The organism is Enterobacter cloacae subsp. cloacae ATCC 13047 (assembly GCF_000025565.1).
GTDB classification, from domain to species: Bacteria; Pseudomonadota; Gammaproteobacteria; order Enterobacterales; family Enterobacteriaceae; genus Enterobacter; species Enterobacter cloacae.
Map to the genome: position 1 here is coordinate 3,119,687 of NC_014121.1, position 15,658 is coordinate 3,135,344.

17 protein-coding genes are annotated in these 15,658 nt (G+C 53.0%); 11 read left to right on the forward strand and 6 right to left on the reverse strand.

Going from position 1 to position 15,658, the window contains the following annotated elements:
• Window position 1 precedes the first annotated feature (1 nt).
• The 7 genes from mrdB (at window position 2) to lipA (ending at window position 7,118) form a co-directional block, all read left to right on the forward strand.
• On the forward strand, window positions 2–1,114 hold the full coding sequence (mrdB, locus tag ECL_RS15080) for a peptidoglycan glycosyltransferase MrdB (protein WP_013097590.1): 1,113 nt from the start codon (window positions 2–4) through the stop codon (window positions 1,112–1,114).
• A gap of 16 nt (window positions 1,115–1,130) precedes the next feature.
• Entirely contained in the window at window positions 1,131–2,243 is a 1,113-nt protein-coding gene (gene rlpA / locus ECL_RS15085) for an endolytic peptidoglycan transglycosylase RlpA (RefSeq protein WP_013097591.1), read from the forward strand.
• A gap of 139 nt (window positions 2,244–2,382) precedes the next feature.
• On the forward strand, window positions 2,383–3,594 hold the full coding sequence (dacA, locus tag ECL_RS15090) for a D-alanyl-D-alanine carboxypeptidase DacA (RefSeq protein WP_013097592.1): 1,212 nt from the start codon (window positions 2,383–2,385) through the stop codon (window positions 3,592–3,594).
• A gap of 105 nt (window positions 3,595–3,699) precedes the next feature.
• The gene (gene ybeD, locus ECL_RS15095) at window positions 3,700–3,963 is read left to right on the forward strand and encodes a DUF493 family protein YbeD (protein ID WP_003858718.1); all 264 of its coding nucleotides are present in this window, start codon (window positions 3,700–3,702) and stop codon (window positions 3,961–3,963) included.
• A 95-nt stretch (window positions 3,964–4,058) separates the two neighbouring features.
• Window positions 4,059–4,700 (forward strand): lipoyl(octanoyl) transferase LipB, encoded by a 642-nt coding sequence (gene lipB / locus ECL_RS15100; protein ID WP_013097593.1) that lies wholly within the window; start codon window positions 4,059–4,061, stop codon window positions 4,698–4,700.
• Between the two features lie 291 nt (window positions 4,701–4,991).
• A complete protein-coding gene (locus ECL_RS15105; RefSeq protein WP_013097594.1) occupies window positions 4,992–5,945 on the forward strand; it encodes a YbeF family transcriptional regulator in 954 nt (317 codons plus the stop codon).
• 207 nt (window positions 5,946–6,152) lie between these two features.
• Complete coding sequence (gene lipA, locus ECL_RS15110; RefSeq protein WP_013097595.1) at window positions 6,153–7,118, forward strand: lipoyl synthase; 966 nt, start codon at window positions 6,153–6,155, stop codon at window positions 7,116–7,118.
• 81 nt (window positions 7,119–7,199) lie between these two features.
• Here the strand turns inward: lipA and tatE are convergent, their stop codons facing one another.
• Window positions 7,200–7,403, reverse strand: a complete 204-nt coding sequence (gene tatE, locus ECL_RS15115; protein ID WP_013097596.1) for a twin-arginine translocase subunit TatE — start codon at window positions 7,401–7,403, stop codon at window positions 7,200–7,202.
• Window positions 7,404–7,528: 125 nt separating this feature from the next.
• On the reverse strand, window positions 7,529–8,317 hold the full coding sequence (locus tag ECL_RS15120) for a deaminated glutathione amidase (protein WP_013097597.1): 789 nt from the start codon (window positions 8,315–8,317) through the stop codon (window positions 7,529–7,531).
• A gap of 67 nt (window positions 8,318–8,384) precedes the next feature.
• On the opposite strand from ECL_RS15120, the gene crcB reads away from it, so the two are divergent.
• Entirely contained in the window at window positions 8,385–8,768 is a 384-nt protein-coding gene (gene crcB / locus ECL_RS15125) for a fluoride efflux transporter CrcB (protein WP_044158792.1), read from the forward strand.
• 219 nt (window positions 8,769–8,987) lie between these two features.
• On the opposite strand, the gene cspE is transcribed toward crcB, so the two are convergent.
• Both cspE and pagP read right to left on the reverse strand, forming a co-directional pair.
• Window positions 8,988–9,197: a transcription antiterminator/RNA stability regulator CspE gene (gene cspE, locus ECL_RS15130; protein ID WP_002439184.1), complete on the reverse strand. Its 210-nt coding sequence runs from the start codon at window positions 9,195–9,197 to the stop codon at window positions 8,988–8,990.
• A gap of 191 nt (window positions 9,198–9,388) precedes the next feature.
• Window positions 9,389–10,006 (reverse strand): lipid IV(A) palmitoyltransferase PagP, encoded by a 618-nt coding sequence (gene pagP, locus ECL_RS15135; protein ID WP_249430231.1) that lies wholly within the window; start codon window positions 10,004–10,006, stop codon window positions 9,389–9,391.
• A 581-nt stretch (window positions 10,007–10,587) separates the two neighbouring features.
• Here pagP and dcuC point away from each other — a divergent pair.
• On the forward strand, window positions 10,588–11,955 hold the full coding sequence (gene dcuC, locus ECL_RS15140) for an anaerobic C4-dicarboxylate transporter DcuC (RefSeq protein ID WP_013097601.1): 1,368 nt from the start codon (window positions 10,588–10,590) through the stop codon (window positions 11,953–11,955).
• A 93-nt stretch (window positions 11,956–12,048) separates the two neighbouring features.
• The gene (gene rna / locus ECL_RS15145; protein WP_013097602.1) at window positions 12,049–12,858 is read left to right on the forward strand and encodes a ribonuclease I; all 810 of its coding nucleotides are present in this window, start codon (window positions 12,049–12,051) and stop codon (window positions 12,856–12,858) included.
• Here rna and ECL_RS15150 read toward each other — a convergent pair.
• On the reverse strand, window positions 12,852–13,469 hold the full coding sequence (locus ECL_RS15150; protein ID WP_013097603.1) for a flavin reductase family protein: 618 nt from the start codon (window positions 13,467–13,469) through the stop codon (window positions 12,852–12,854). The genes rna and ECL_RS15150 overlap by 7 nt on opposite strands.
• A gap of 267 nt (window positions 13,470–13,736) precedes the next feature.
• On the opposite strand from ECL_RS15150, the gene rnk reads away from it, so the two are divergent.
• Window positions 13,737–14,147 (forward strand): nucleoside diphosphate kinase regulator, encoded by a 411-nt coding sequence (gene rnk, locus ECL_RS15155; protein WP_013097604.1) that lies wholly within the window; start codon window positions 13,737–13,739, stop codon window positions 14,145–14,147.
• Between the two features lie 107 nt (window positions 14,148–14,254).
• Here rnk and ECL_RS15160 read toward each other — a convergent pair whose 3' ends face one another.
• Window positions 14,255–15,493, reverse strand: coding sequence for a zinc-dependent alcohol dehydrogenase (locus tag ECL_RS15160; RefSeq protein ID WP_013097605.1), 1,239 nt, complete (start codon window positions 15,491–15,493; stop codon window positions 14,255–14,257).
• Between the last annotated feature and the right edge of the window lie 165 nt (window positions 15,494–15,658).

Genomic DNA, 15,658 nt, shown 5'->3' on the forward strand with positions numbered 1-15,658 from the left:
CATGACGGATAATCCAAATAAAAAATCGCTGTGGGATAAAATCCACATCGACCCAGCCATGCTGCTGATCCTGCTGGCTCTGCTGGTCTACAGCGCTCTGGTTATCTGGAGCGCCAGCGGCCAGGACATCGGCATGATGGAGCGCAAGATTGGCCAGATCGCGATGGGGCTGGTCATTATGGTCGTCATGGCGCAGATCCCGCCACGCGTCTACGAAGGCTGGGCCCCCTATCTCTACATCTTCTGTATTATTTTGCTGGTTGCGGTAGATGCCTTTGGGGCCATCTCCAAAGGCGCACAGCGCTGGCTGGATCTGGGCGTAGTTCGCTTCCAGCCCTCGGAAATTGCCAAAATCGCCGTTCCACTGATGGTGGCACGCTTTATCAACCGCGATGTCTGTCCGCCATCACTGAAAAACACGGCCATCGCGCTGGTATTGATTTTCCTGCCAACGTTGCTGGTGGCGGCGCAGCCTGACCTTGGTACCTCGATCCTCATCGCACTCTCCGGCCTGTTTGTTCTCTTCTTGTCGGGCCTGAGCTGGCGTCTGATTGGTATTGCGGTGGTGCTGGTTGCCGCGTTCATCCCTATTCTCTGGTTCTTCCTGATGCATGATTATCAGCGCCAGCGCGTGATGATGCTGCTCGATCCGGAAACCGATCCGCTGGGTGCGGGCTATCATATTATTCAGTCCAAGATCGCGATTGGCTCCGGTGGCCTGCGCGGTAAAGGATGGCTGCACGGCACCCAGTCGCAGCTGGAGTTCTTACCAGAGCGCCATACCGACTTTATCTTTGCGGTCCTGGCGGAAGAGCTTGGGCTGGTCGGCATCTTGATCTTACTCGCGCTGTATGTACTGTTAATCATGCGCGGGTTGTGGATTGCCGCGCGCGCGCAAACCACCTTTGGCCGCGTCATGGCGGGCGGGTTAATGTTGATTTTATTCGTTTATGTCTTCGTAAATATTGGTATGGTGAGTGGTATTCTGCCGGTTGTAGGCGTTCCGCTTCCGCTGGTGAGTTACGGAGGCTCGGCACTGATCGTGTTGATGGCCGGGTTTGGTATCGTGATGTCGATCCATACCCACAGAAAAATGTTGTCAAAAAGCGTATAAAAATAAGGGGATCGGAATGCGTAAGCAGTGGCTGGGGATCTGCATTGCGGCAAGTTTACTTGCGGCGTGCACAAGTGATGATGGTCAGCAACAGGCAACCGTCGCGCCGCCGCAGCCTGCGGTGTGTAATGGCCCAATCGTTGAAATCAGCGGCGCCGATCCCGTTTATGAACCGCTCAACGCCAGCGCGAATCAGGATTATGAGCGCGACGGCAAAAGCTACAAAATCGTTCAGGACCCTTCCCGTTTCAGCCAGGCGGGTTTCGCCGCCATTTATGATGCGGAACCCGGGAGCAACCTGACGGCATCAGGAGAAGCGTTCGACCCGACGCAACTCACTGCGGCACACCCGACGCTGCCTATCCCAAGCTACGCGCGTATCACCAACCTGGCGAATGGCCGTATGATCGTAGTCCGCATTAACGATCGCGGTCCGTACGGTAACGACCGTGTGATTTCGCTGTCGCGCGCCTCCGCCGACCGCCTGAACACCTCGAACAATACCAAGGTTCGTATCGACCCCATTATCGTGGCACCGGATGGCTCGCTCTCCGGGCCGGGTACCGCGTGTACGACAGTAGCGAAACAGACCTACGCCCTTCCCGACCGTCCAAATCTTGACGGTGGCATGGGGAGCGTCTCATCGCCGGCCGAGCCTTCTCAGCCAGCAGGCGAAGTGCGTCCTATCAGCAACGACACGTTGCAGAGTGATGACAGCACTGGCGCACCGGTAAAGAGTAGCGGTTTCCTGGGGGCTCCAACGACCCTGGCCTCCGGCGTTCTGGAAGGCAGTGAACCTGCCCCGGCGCCTGTTGCCGCCCCCGTCGCGCAGCAGCCTGCCCCCGTCACCGCTCCGGCAACGACCCAGAGCGCGGCGGCAGCAGCGCCTGCTGCCGCTTCCAGCGGCGGCTTTGTCGTTCAGGTGGGCGCCGTCAGCGATCAGGCCCGCGCGCAGCAATATCAACAGCGCCTGAGCCAGCAGTTTGGCGTTCCAGGCCGCGTTGAGCAAAACGGGGCGGTGTGGCGTATTCAGATGGGACCGTTTGCCAGCAAATCGCAGGCAGCGACCCTGCAGCAGCGTCTGCAAAATGAAGCGCAACTCCAGTCATTTATCGCTGTAGCGAAGTAATTTATCGGCGGCATCCGAATTGTCAGTTTGTGTAAAAGTCATTCACAAACTCATGCTTAAAGTCGGATGCCTGCCTGAATAGCATTTGCTATAGTAAGGCACTTTTTTTAATTCCATCACGGATGTCGTAGTTCTGACCATGAAGACCACTTTTTCTGCTCGTTTTGTGCAGCGCATGGCGCTGACCACGGCCCTTTGCGCTGCTGCGCTCTCCGCAGCTCACGCCGATGACCTGAACATCAAGACCATGATCCCTGGCGTTCCGCAAATCGATGCGGAATCCTACATCCTGATCGATTACAACTCTGGCAAAGTTCTGGCAGAACAGAATGCCGATGCCCGCCGCGATCCGGCCAGCCTGACGAAAATGATGACCAGCTACGTTATCGGCCAGGCGATGAAGGCAGGTAAATTTAAAGAAACAGACCTGGTCACCATCGGTAACGATGCGTGGGCAACCGGGAACCCGGTCTTTAAAGGCTCCTCTTTAATGTTCCTGAAACCGGGTATGCAGGTTCCTGTCTCTCAGCTGATTCGTGGTATCAACCTGCAGTCCGGTAACGACGCCTGTGTCGCCATGGCCGATTTCGCTGCGGGCAGCCAGGATGCGTTTGTGGGCCTGATGAACAGCTACGTTTCTGCGCTGGGCCTGAAAAACAGCCACTTCCAGACCGTTCACGGCCTGGATGCGGAGGGTCAGTACAGCTCTGCGCGCGATATGGCGCTGATTGGCCAGGCGCTGATCCGCGATGTACCGAACGAATACGCCATCTATAAAGAGAAAGAGTTTACCTTCAACGGTATTCGCCAGACCAACCGTAACGGCCTGCTGTGGGATAACAGCCTGAACGTTGACGGCATCAAAACCGGCCATACCGACAAAGCGGGTTACAACCTGGTCGCCTCTGCTACCGAAGGTCAGATGCGCCTGATCTCTGCCGTGATGGGCGGTCGTACCTTTAAAGGCCGTGAGACAGAAAGCAAAAAACTGCTGACCTGGGGCTTCCGTTTCTTCGAAACCGTGAACCCACTGAAAGCAGGCAAAGAGTTTGCCTCTGAGCCGGTCTGGTTCGGTGATAACGATCGCGCCTCCCTGGGCGTGGACAAAGATCTGTACCTGACCATTCCACGCGGACGCATGAAAGACCTGAAAGCCAGCTACGTGCTGAACACCACCGAGCTGCATGCACCGCTGCAGAAAAACCAGGTTGTAGGCACCATCAACTTCCAGCTGGATGGCAAAACTATCGATCAGCGCCCGCTGGTTGTCCTGCAGGAAATTCCTGAAGGCAATTTCTTCGGCAAAATCATTGATTACATTAAATTGATGTTCCATCACTGGTTTGGCTAAAAATCGAACACTTGAAAGTGTGATTTTGATCCCCATATACTAAGTATCCTGATAACTCCCACCTGACGTGGGAGTTATTCTTTTTGACGTTACGCCGGAGCTGACATGAAAACCAAACTTAACGAACTGCTTGAATTCCCTACCCCATTTACTTACAAAGTAATGGGTCTGGCGAAACCTGAGCTGGTTGATCAGGTGGTTGAAGTGGTACAGCGCCATGCGCCGGGTGACTACTCTCCGTCAGTAAAACCAAGCAGCAAGGGCAACTACCACTCGGTATCTATTACCATTACCGCAACACACATTGAGCAGGTTGAGACACTGTACGAAGAGCTCGGCAATATCGAAATTGTTCGTATGGTGCTGTAGTCCCTCTGCGGTTACCCGGTTTGCCGGGTAACCCCTCTCCCCCGCTGTGATATACTCCCCCTCATCTTTTGTCCCTCGTCTTCGGAGACGTCGTTTTGTATCAGGATAAAATTCTTGTCCGTCATCTCGGGCTGCAACCTTATGAGCCTGTCTCCCAGGCTATGCATGACTTCACCGACTCACGCGATGACACCACCCCCGATGAAATCTGGCTGGTAGAACACCTGCCAGTGTTTACGCAGGGGCAAGCGGGAAAAGCGGAACATTTATTGATGACGGGCGATATCCCGGTTATTCAGAGCGACCGCGGCGGGCAGGTTACGTACCATGGCCCAGGGCAACAGGTGATGTACGTTCTCCTGAACCTCAAACGCAGAAAGCTGGGCGTACGTGAACTGGTCACTCTGCTTGAGCAAACGGTCGTCAACACGCTAGCGGAATACGGTATTGATGCGCATCCGCGGGCCGACGCACCGGGAGTCTACGTGGGCGAGATGAAGATCTGCTCGCTGGGGCTGCGTATCCGTAAAGGCTGCTCGTTTCACGGGCTGGCTTTGAACATTAATATGGACTTGAAGCCCTTCCAGCGCATCAACCCCTGCGGCTATGCCGGGATGGAAATGACGCAAATGTGCCAGTGGGTTGATACGGCAACAACAGAAAATATCCGTCCTGTGCTTTTAGCTAATATGTTAGCACTACTTAACAATCCCCCGCACGAATATATCACTGCTTAATATATTATACATCGTGGCTCGATAATTTGACGGGCCACGATTTAATTGCCGCTTTTACACTTTACAATAATCCGCAGATTCTATATTTTCGAAGCGCTCGAATATTACCGATCCATATTATTTAGCCTCCCGTCAGCGCTGCGTGCAGGACCTAAGTAACTTGCGTGATAATCACTCAACTGGTTGTTTTTGATAAACAAGTGAAACAAAACCAACACTTTACGAATCTCTACAAGCATAATAAATAAATTCAACTATCATTCATGTTGTGAATGTGTACGGAGTAAAAGCGTGGAGTATAATAATTTACCAGCCAAACGCCTGAATGAACCCGGAGGCGAAGACAAGCCGCAAATTTTTCGGACTTTACGTAATATTGATCTCAATTTATTGACTATTTTTGAGGCGGTATATGTCCATAAGGGTATCGTTAACGCTGCGAAAATTCTTAATCTCACGCCCTCTGCAATAAGCCAGTCAATTCAAAAGCTGCGCGCTATATTTCCGGACCCGTTATTTATTCGTAAGGGACAGGGTGTTACCCCCACGGCTTACGCCACGCATCTGCATGAGTACATCAGCCAGGGGCTGGAGTCGATTCTGGGCGCGCTGGATTTAACCGGAAGCTACGACAAACAACGAACCATCACCATCGGCTGCTCTCCCTCTGTGGGGGTGTTGGTTATGCCTGCCATTTACCAGGCCGTAAAAGAGCATGCGCCGCAGTTGCTGCTGCGTAATGTACCAATCAGCGAACCTGACGTGCAGCTTGCCCAGTTCCAGACCGATTTAATTATCGACAGCGGCAGCTTCAGCGCCCGCGCGTTGGGGCAAAATGTCCTCTATGCCGACAACCTGGTGCTGGTCTGTCGCCAGCAGCATCCGGTGCTCAGCGAGCCGCTCACCATAGAAAATCTGCGTAACTACGATCACTCGTCATTTATGACGGAAGGACAGTCTCATCATGCGCTGCGCCAGCGTATCGATGACATTTTCCCGGAGCGCCAGATAAGCTTCAGCAGTTACAATATGTTCACTACCGCGTCCCTGATTGGCAGCAGTGACATGCTCTGCATCATGCCTTCGCGCCTGTATCATCTGCTGCGGAAATGCTGGCCGCTGGAGAGTATTCCGCTCAGCCAGTTGAATGCAGAATCTATTGAGATTTCACTGCATTACAATAAGCTCAGTCTGCGCGATCCGGTACTTGAAAATGTGATCCGCATCATCCGCCAGGCCTTCTGACAGGTTGACACAGCACAAGCCCCTGCCGCACGCAGGGCAAAAGGCACAAAACAACAACTATTTTACAAATTGGCGACCTGGCAGGCTGCTTTAACGACCGTTTCAATGATATACTGCCTGTCGTTCGTTCAAAAATAGTTGATAAATACAACATTCCCTTGAATTGAAACGCTTTCCTTCGATATTCGCAACTGGAACACGCACGCTATGAGTAAACCCATTGTGATGGAACGCGGTGTTAAATACCGCGATGCCGATAAAATGGCCCTTATCCCGGTTAAAAACGTGGCTACAGAGCGCGAGGCGCTGTTAAGAAAACCGGAATGGATGAAAATCAAACTTCCGGCCGACTCTTCGCGTATCCAGGGGATCAAAGCGGCGATGCGTAAGAATGGCCTTCACTCTGTATGTGAAGAAGCCTCTTGCCCGAACCTTGCTGAGTGTTTCAACCACGGCACCGCGACGTTTATGATTCTGGGTGCTATCTGTACCCGTCGTTGCCCGTTCTGCGATGTTGCTCATGGCCGCCCGGTGGCACCAGATGCAAACGAACCTCAAAAACTGGCGCAGACCATCGCTGATATGGCGCTGCGTTATGTGGTCATTACCTCCGTTGACCGTGATGACCTGCGTGATGGGGGTGCTCAGCACTTTGCTGACTGCATTACTGCCATTCGCGAGAAAAGCCCGAACATTAAGATTGAGACGCTGGTGCCGGATTTCCGTGGTCGTATGGACCGCGCGCTGGATATCCTGACCGCAACGCCACCAGACGTCTTTAACCACAACCTGGAGAACGTACCGCGTCTCTACCGTCAGGTGCGTCCGGGTGCTGACTACAACTGGTCCCTGAAGCTGCTGGAGCGTTTTAAAGAAGCGCATCCACATATTCCTACCAAGTCAGGTCTGATGGTTGGTCTTGGTGAGACCAATGACGAAATCATCGAAGTGATGCGCGATCTGCGTCGCCACGGCGTGACCATGCTGACGCTGGGCCAGTATCTGCAGCCAAGCCGTCATCACCTGCCGGTGCAGCGCTACGTTAGCCCGGATGAATTTGATGAGATGAAAGCGGAAGCGATGGCGATGGGCTTCACCCATGCTGCCTGCGGTCCGTTTGTGCGTTCCTCTTACCATGCCGATATGCAGGCAAAAGGCGAAGAAGTTAAATAACCCTGTAATATTCACTTACAGGAATACAAAAAAACCGGCCTGTTGAGCCGGTTTTTTTTCGCAAGCCTTAAGGCATTGCCGTTACTCTTTGTGAGAGAGCTTTTCAGCCGGAACGGTATCCTCGGCGCTTTTCTTCGCTGCCGCGTCATCGTCGTTCATCGCTTTCTTAAAGCCTTTGATGGCGGCACCCAGGTCACCACCCAGCGTGCGTAACTTCTTGGTACCAAACAGCAGGACGACCAGTGCGGCAACCACCAGCAGTTTGGTAATACTAATCTCACCCATAGATACCTTCTTTACTTAAAACAGGCTGCATTCAGCGTCAAAACCGGATCATATTAACGGTCATTTGGCGCGTGCACACAATAGCAACCTGTAACAAGGTGAATCAAGCATTGTTGAAAAAAACATCACAATAATTGCGGTGGCGCAAAACGTCGGTTGCGAAGAACAGGTAATTGCTGCCGTGCAAGCGCTATCCTTTCCGAAATTATCTCCGCCATCAGTAAAACCGGACCTTCCGCTGCGGCGGCAATCGTGACGCCCAGCGGGTCAATCACCCTGCTCTGCCCGATATTTTTATTGCCGCACTCCCCTGCCGCGACCACATAACAGGTGGTATCCAGCGCGCGCGCCGTAAGCAACGTGGCCCAGTGATGCTCTTTCAGCGGCCCTTTAACCCACGCGGCAGGCAGAACAAGCACATCCGCTCCCTGTAATGCCAGGCTCAACGCCAGCTCAGGAAAACGCAAATCGTAGCAGGTCATCAGCCCAATGTTTAAACCATCAACCGCGATCAGGGGCGGAACGCACTCCCCCGGGTCAACCAGGCGCGACTCCTGGATACTGAACGCATCATAGAGATGAAGCTTGGCATAGCTGGCGATGATGACGCCGCCACGGATGGCTACCAGTTTGTTAACTGCCCGGCCGGGCGTAGACGGCACATGGAGCGTCAAAATTGTGGTCATGTCATTACCCGCACTCTCGGCCAGTAATTGCTGTAAAAACGCGCCATCCAGCGGCTGCGCGGATTTCACCGATAAATCCGGGTCGTTATCATCGCGAGCCAGCAAGGCCTCTGGCAGCACCAGCAACGACGCCCCCTTCTGTTGTGCCTGTTTCATCAGCGAGACACACTGCGCTGCATTCTCATGCCAGCGAGGCGTGACCGCAAACTGCCCTACCGCAACATACATATTTGTCCCCTGATTATAAACAGCGTTAAACTCGCCACTCTTACACATCAAATAGCAGGTATTTACAGTGTTACAACTCCTTTTAGCTGTTTTTATTGGTGGGGGGACGGGAAGCGTTGCGCGGTGGTTCCTGAGTATGCGGTTTAATCCACTGCATCAGGCGATTCCAATGGGAACACTGGCCGCAAACCTGATTGGTGCGTTTATCATTGGCATGGGTCTGGCCTGGTTTAACCGTATGACGCACATCGATCCCATGTGGAAAGTATTGATTACCACCGGGTTCTGCGGCGGTTTAACCACCTTCTCCACCTTTTCTGCGGAAACGGTGTTTTTGTTTCAGGAAGGCCGTATCGGCTGGGCGTTGCTGAACGTTGCGATAAATATGCTCGGCTCTTTTGCGATGACCGGGATCGCATTCTGGCTATTTTCTTCCGTCAGCCCCCACTAACTGCCGAAGCGTTAATGTTGGCTTAATTTTTCTCTGTCACTCTGGTGCCAATACAGAACGAGGGTGACAGAATGAAAGAGAGTTTGATGAGCGCAGGCGTGGTGTTGTTGAGCGTGCTGATCGTTGCCAGCTTCCTGAAGATGTATCTGCTTGGCTGATGCAAAACGAAAAAAACCCGCTCAGTGAGCGGGTTTTGAAATTCTTGCTGACGCGTCTGAATTACAGAGCGATTACGTTAGCAGCAGAAGGGCCTTTGGCACCGTTAGTGATTTCGAACTCTACACGCTGACCTTCAGCCAGAGTTTTGAAACCATTAGACTGGATTGCAGAGAAGTGTACGAACACGTCTTTGCTGCCATCTTCAGGAGTAATGAAACCGAATCCTTTGGACTCATTAAACCACTTAACGTTACCTTTAATCTTAGACATCAAAATTACCTTTACATTAAAAAACGACACAAATGCTGTGTCGGTTACCAGTACAACAATTGTGGGACCTTTTGTCCAGCGGATCTTTGATAAAAAGTGACTAAAGTCGCGTTAATTTTCGCTGGCGGATTTTTATCCCATATGAATCAACGACTGCGCATTTTTTTCACCGCTTTGTCAGCTTTTTTCAGTTAAAACTGAAAACGCATCCAGGCGAAGTAAACGTTACCGTTGTTGTACGTACCGGGAATGTAGGTCATCTGGAACGTTGCAGGGCCATAACCAATTGAGGCCAGCGGCAGCAGAACCGGAATGGGGATATAGTTCCAGTTGTCGCGTGCAGTCACCCCGGCGGTATAGCCCAGGCCAACGTGGAAGTTGTCGTCAGCTAACGGACGCCAGGTTTTCTCCCAGCCATAGCCACCGATCGGTTCCCATTTGTTAAAGGAGTCTTTAAAGGCCATCAGATAAATACCGTGCCAGTTGCCCTTTTCGTCCCAGCGCGACTGACCAAAACCTGCCCCCCACGGGCGCTCGTTATATTTATCGGTCTTTTCTTTGTCGTAGGCAAAGCGTGCATGCCAGGTGATGGCCGGCACGTAGAGATCATAGTGCTCTGGCGCATTCCAGGTCTGCGAAACATTATCTGTAAAGGTGGAGAACCAGCCCTTATCCGTCGCGTTCTCTTCAGCCTGTGCCACAGAAGAGAGCGTTAACTGTGCAAAAATAAACAGAAAAATGAAGAAAAATTTATTACGTAAGATCACAATGCAATTACCATTCTTAGTATTCGAGGCAAAGTTTACCATACAATAGTTGAATGGAGCCTTAACGGCATCGGCATTACTCCTAATTAATCAGCCACTTTGCGAGAATATTCTGAGAGCGGCACGGCGGCGTGTTGAATAATCATCTCACGGGCGCGTTCAAACCTTTTTTAATAATGCCTACCGGTAAAAATAACCCTGCTTTTAATATGGCTTTCAGGACAAACATAACGCCCTGTCTGCAAGGTATAAAGATTATCATTAGCCTCTACAGCCAGTGTTTTCGTGCTGATCAGCCCCTTTCTCACGAAACGCTGTACGGACCCACTCACCAACGCGCACCGGCAGGAAAAGTCTTTTCCCCTATTATTCAGGAACGTGTTAATATAGAATCAATAAATTAACAACTTATTAGCATTTAAATGACATACTCCACTGTTGTCACCGGTCAATACCCATATGTCATTATTGCCATCACCATGGCAAAAATATCGCTAACATCTGCTTTAGTAGTATATTTATTGATTTTAATCAGCAAGGACTGGCCATTAATTCGGCACATTCTCATCCTTCTTTTTTATTGATTATTTGTGCTCTCGGGCAGCAAGGATACAGGGGAAATCATGCTTACGTTTTTCGAGCTCCTTATCGGAGTCGTCGTCATTGTCGGTGTAGCACGCTACATCATTAAGGGGTATTTCGCCACGGGCGTGTTATTTGTCGGCGGCCTGGCCTTGCTGATCGTTAGCGCCCTGATGGGTCACCAGGTCTTACCCGCCAGCGCAGCCAGCACCGGGTATACCGCCACAGACATTGTTGAATACATTAAAATTCTGCTCATGAGCCGCGGTGGCGATCTGGGCATGATGATCATGATGCTGTGCGGTTTTGCCGCATACATGAGCCATATTGGTGCCAACGATATGGTCGTGAAGCTGGCCTCCAGACCGCTGCAGTACATCAACTCCCCGTATCTGCTGATGGTTGCAGCCTACTTCCTCGCCTGTCTGATGTCGCTGGCCGTGTCGTCAGCCACTGGCCTGGGGGTGTTGTTAATGGCTACCCTGTTCCCGGTGATGGTTAACGTCGGCATTAGCCGTGGTGCAGCGGCGGCTATCTGCGCCTCTCCGGCGGCCATTATTCTCTCCCCTACCTCTGGCGACGTCGTACTGGCGGCGAAAGCCGCGGAAATGTCACTCATCGATTTCGCCTTTAAAACCACGCTGCCGATTTCCATTGTGGCTATCGTGGGCATGGGGATCGCGCATTTCTTCTGGCAGCGTTATCTCGATAAAAAAGAGCACATTAGCCACGAAATGATGGACGTGAATGAAATCACCACCACCGCCCCGGCGTTCTATTCCATTCTGCCGTTCACGCCTATCATCGGCGTGCTGATTTTTGACGGCAAATGGGGACCACAGCTGCACATCATTACCATTCTGGTTATCTGTATGTTGCTGGCCGCCATGCTGGAATTTATTCGTGGTTTCAACACTCAGAAGGTATTTTCTGGCCTGGAAGTGGCGTATCGCGGTATGGCTGATGCGTTTGCAGGCGTTGTGATGCTGTTGGTGGCGGCAGGCGTCTTCGCGCAGGGTCTGAGCACTATCGGCTTTATTCAGAGCCTCATCTCTATCGCCACGTCGTTCGGCTCTGCCAGCATTATCCTGATGCTGGTACTGGTGGTGCTGACCATGCTGGCGGCAATGACCACCGGTTCAGGCAACGCGCCGTTCTACGCCTTCGTTGAGATGATCCCAAAACTGGCACATTCTTCCGGTATTAACCCGGCTTACCTCTCCATTCCCATGCTGCAGGCGTCTAACCTCGGTCGTACCATTTCGCCGGTATCGGGTGTCGTAGTCGCGGTCGCCGGGATGGCAAAAATCTCGCCGTTCGAAGTGGTAAAACGCACGTCGGTCCCGGTGCTTGTGGGCCTGATCATCGTGATTATCGCAACCGAAGTGCTGGTTCCTGGCGCAGCCTGAGTAAAATGACCGATATCCAAAAAGCGCCTGCGGGCGCTTTTTGTGCTTTAATAACTTCCAGAAATCTATCGCGTTAACCCATCAGGAAATCACATGTTCAGGAAGGATATCGTTATCCCGTCTGGCGCCATGGCGCTTGCACTCTGTGTCTTCTCCGCGCAGGCGGATCCGCTCAAAGCCACGCAGTATGGCGATTTCGATCGCTACGTTCTGGCGCTTTCCTGGCAAACCGGGTTCTGCCAGAGCATGGCTGAACGTAACCGTAACGAACCCGAAGAGTGCCGTCTGCAAAAAGAGAGCAATAACAAGACCGATTATCTGACCGTACACGGATTATGGCCGGGGCTGCCTAAATCCATCGCCGCACGCGGCGTGGATGAACGCCGCTGGATGCGTTTTGGCTGCGCGACCCGCCCAATCCCGAACATGCCGGAAGCCAAAGCCAGCCGCAAATGCTCAGCCGCCGAAACCGGGCTATCACTGTCGGGTGCCGCAAAGCTGAACAGCGTCATGCCCGGTGCTGGCGGTAACTCCTGCCTGGAACGCTATGAATATGCCAAACACGGTGTCTGCTTCGGCTTTGATCCTGACGCCTATTTCGGCACCATGGTACGGATGAATCAGGAGATAAAAAACAGCGCGGTGGGTAAATTCCTGGCGGATAACTACGGTAAAACGGTAAGCCGTAAAGATTTTGATAACGCCGTGGCGAAAAGCTGGAGCAAAGACAATGTCAAAGCATTCAAACTGACCTGCAATGGTAATCCGGCCTATCTGACCGAAATGCAGATCTCGCTTAAGGCCAGCACCATTAATAACCCGCTGTCTGCCGGCTCTTTTGCGCCACAGCCACATCCGGGTAACTGTGGCAAACAGTTTGTTATCGATAAAGTGGGTTACTGATCCACAATCGGGCGCACCATATCGAAGCGGTGTTCATCACTGATGCCATAATAGGCCGTCGGCCCACCCGCACGCAGGATGGGCTGCGCTTTCGCCGTCTGGTAGATCCCCTCTTCCAGCAGCGATTCGGCAATATGAATCCCCACGACTTCGCCCAGCACCAGCCAGGTGTCAACCGGTGTGCCGTCGGCGCCGGTCAGCTGAATACACTGCGACAGGCGGCACTCAAAGTTCACCGGACTCTCGGCCACGCGTGGCGCCTTTACAAGCTGGCTTGCCGCTGGCGTCAATCCGGAAAAAGAGAACTCGTCTTGATCGTGAGGCAGCGTAGCGGAGGTGAGATTCATCGCCTCAGCCAGATCGCGCGTGGCAAGGTTCCAGACAAACTCACCCGTTTCGTTAATATTACGCACGCTGTCTTTCCAGCCGTTGCTGGAAAAGCCAATAATCGGCGGGCGGTAGTTAAAGCAGTTAAAGAAGCTATACGGTGCCAGGTTGATCTGTCCTGCCTGGTCGCAGGAGGAGATCCAGCCAATCGGACGCGGACCAATAATGGCATTCAGCGGGTCATGCGGCAGGCCATGCCCCTGTGACGGTTGATAAAAGTACATAGCGCTCTCTTAATGAGGGTCAGACGCGAACTGCGTTTACCCACTATCCTGATTCAGAACGTTCAGCGTAACGCAATCCGCCAGAAATGCAGACTGAATAAATTTCAGCGAAAATTCATATGGCCCATGAATGTGACCTCTATCACTTCAAAGTTGCGTGCGCAGACAGTATCATCGGGAGAGTTAAACCCTCGCTGCCAGACGGCGAGGGTTTTCTTTTGGATTGGTTTCTGCGTTACACGCAGCATTAACGACATGGAGTAAAAAATGTCCAGACCCACCATCATTATCAATGAACTTGACGCAGAACGTATTGACCGACTTCTGGAGAAACCAGAATTCGCCTCGCTCCCGGTAGCCGATGCCCTGAATGAAGAGCTCGACCGGGCGCAGATGTGTACCCCGGAGTCCATGCCGCATGACGTGGTCACCATGAACAGCCAGGTCAAATTCCGCAACCTGACAACGGGCGAAGAGTTAACCCGCACGCTGGTCTACCCGGCGCAAATGACCGACAGCAGCGCTCAGCTTTCCGTGCTGGCACCGGTCGGCGCGGCCCTGCTGGGCCTGCGTACGGGGGATACCATTCACTGGGAATTGCCGGGCGGTGCCTCGACCCATCTGGAAGTGCTGGCGTTGCTCTACCAGCCAGAAGCGGCAGGCGATTACCTGCGTTAATCCCATCTGAACAAGCGCGACCCGCGTTGCACAGAGGATGCCTGCGCATCCTCTTTCCGCAGATTCACCAGGACGCCCTATATCGTGCCGCAGGTAAGGGAACCGTCTTAAACCACCCCACCCGGAAACGCATTCACCAGCCCTTTAACCTGCTGTTCCGCCGCTTCCGGCGTTTCTGCACCGGGCACCAGAATCACCTTGCGGCACGCCTCCTCCCGTTTTTCAAAGATCCGGTAGGCGCGTTCGGCATCGTCCAGCGGCAGATAGTGGGTGACAATCTCCTCCGGCGTCAGTAGCCCTTTTTCGATCAGCGGTAACAACTCGCCAAGCCAGGCGTGGACGTGGGTCTGGCCCATCTTAAAACTGAGCCCCTTATCGAAGGCATCACCAAACAGGAAGCCATGGATAAAGCCCGCATACACGCCGGGCACGCTCACCACCCCGCCCCGTCGGACAGCCGCAATACACTGACGCAGCGCTTTACCGCTGCTGCCCTCAATTTTAAGGTTGCTGAGGATGGTTTCCGTGGTGCTGCCTTTGGCTTCAAACCCCACGGCATCAATGACGGCATCCACGCCGCGCTGGCCTGCGGTTTGCTCAATGATTTTTTCCGCTGCGTCGTTGTCTTCATCAAAGTTAATGGGGATGGCGCCGTAGCGCTCTGCGGCAAAACGCAGACGATACGGGTGATGGTCAACCACAAAGATCTGTTCGGCACCTAACAGCCGCGCGCAGGCGATGGTCAGTAACCCCACCGGTCCTGCACCAAAAACGGCGACGCTGGAGCCTTTTTCAATCTGGGCATTTTTCGCCGCCTGCCAGGCGGTAGGCAAGATATCGGAGAGGAACAGCGCTTTATCATCGGAGAGCAGCTGAGGCACTTTGAACGGCCCGACGTTACCTTTGGGCACCCGAACGTATTCCGCTTGTCCACCGGGCACGCCGCCATAAAGATGGCTGTAGCCAAACAGCGCGGCGGGCGCGGGAATTTGCTTTTTATTCAGCGCGGCGCCCTGCCCGGCGTTGGTGCTCTCGCAGGCCGCGTACTGCTGCAGGCGGCAAAAGAAGCAGTCACCACAGGCGATGACAAACGGGATCACCACCCGGTCGCCTTTTTGCAGCGTCTTCACTTCCCTGCCCGTCTCCACCACTTCGCCCATGAACTCGTGGCCAAAAATATCGCCGTGCTCAACTTTGGGGATCTTCCCGCGGTAGAGATGCAGATCCGAACCGCAGATCGCCGTGGCCGTTACACGCAGGATAATATCGTCAGGTTGTTCAATAACAGGATCGGGGACATTCTCGACACGAACATGATGTGGACCGTGGTACGTGAGTGCTTTCATGCGACCTCCGAAAGGATCCGGGTAAGTATTTAAGGGTAGCGTTCCCTGACGACCTGCCCGGGATTAGCGGGCTTTTGAGATTTATCCTGGGAAAAACAGAAAAGTGCCGCAGCGCTTACAAAAACCATATTCATTTTATGGTTGAATGATTCCAGCGTTTATAAA

Bases quoted from the DNA above. Each gene is read 5' to 3' on its own strand.
- lipA (WP_013097595.1), top strand. From the start codon at position 6,153: ATGAGTAAACCCATTGTGATGGAACGCGGTGTTAAATACCGCGATGCC.
- ECL_RS15150 (WP_013097603.1), bottom strand. From the start codon at position 13,469: ATGTACTTTTATCAACCGTCACAGGGGCATGGCCTGCCGCATGACCCG.
- ECL_RS15160 (WP_013097605.1), bottom strand. From the start codon at position 15,493: ATGAAAGCACTCACGTACCACGGTCCACATCATGTTCGTGTCGAGAAT.
- dcuC (WP_013097601.1), top strand. From the start codon at position 10,588: ATGCTTACGTTTTTCGAGCTCCTTATCGGAGTCGTCGTCATTGTCGGT.
- tatE (WP_013097596.1), bottom strand. From the start codon at position 7,403: ATGGGTGAGATTAGTATTACCAAACTGCTGGTGGTTGCCGCACTGGTC.
- mrdB (WP_013097590.1), top strand. From the start codon at position 2: ATGACGGATAATCCAAATAAAAAATCGCTGTGGGATAAAATCCACATC.
- ybeD (WP_003858718.1), top strand. From the start codon at position 3,700: ATGAAAACCAAACTTAACGAACTGCTTGAATTCCCTACCCCATTTACT.
- rlpA (WP_013097591.1), top strand. From the start codon at position 1,131: ATGCGTAAGCAGTGGCTGGGGATCTGCATTGCGGCAAGTTTACTTGCG.
- rnk (WP_013097604.1), top strand. From the start codon at position 13,737: ATGTCCAGACCCACCATCATTATCAATGAACTTGACGCAGAACGTATT.
- dacA (WP_013097592.1), top strand. From the start codon at position 2,383: ATGAAGACCACTTTTTCTGCTCGTTTTGTGCAGCGCATGGCGCTGACC.
- cspE (WP_002439184.1), bottom strand. From the start codon at position 9,197: ATGTCTAAGATTAAAGGTAACGTTAAGTGGTTTAATGAGTCCAAAGGA.
- pagP (WP_249430231.1), bottom strand. From the start codon at position 10,006: ATGGTAAACTTTGCCTCGAATACTAAGAATGGTAATTGCATTGTGATC.
- ECL_RS15120 (WP_013097597.1), bottom strand. From the start codon at position 8,317: ATGTATGTTGCGGTAGGGCAGTTTGCGGTCACGCCTCGCTGGCATGAG.
- rna (WP_013097602.1), top strand. From the start codon at position 12,049: ATGTTCAGGAAGGATATCGTTATCCCGTCTGGCGCCATGGCGCTTGCA.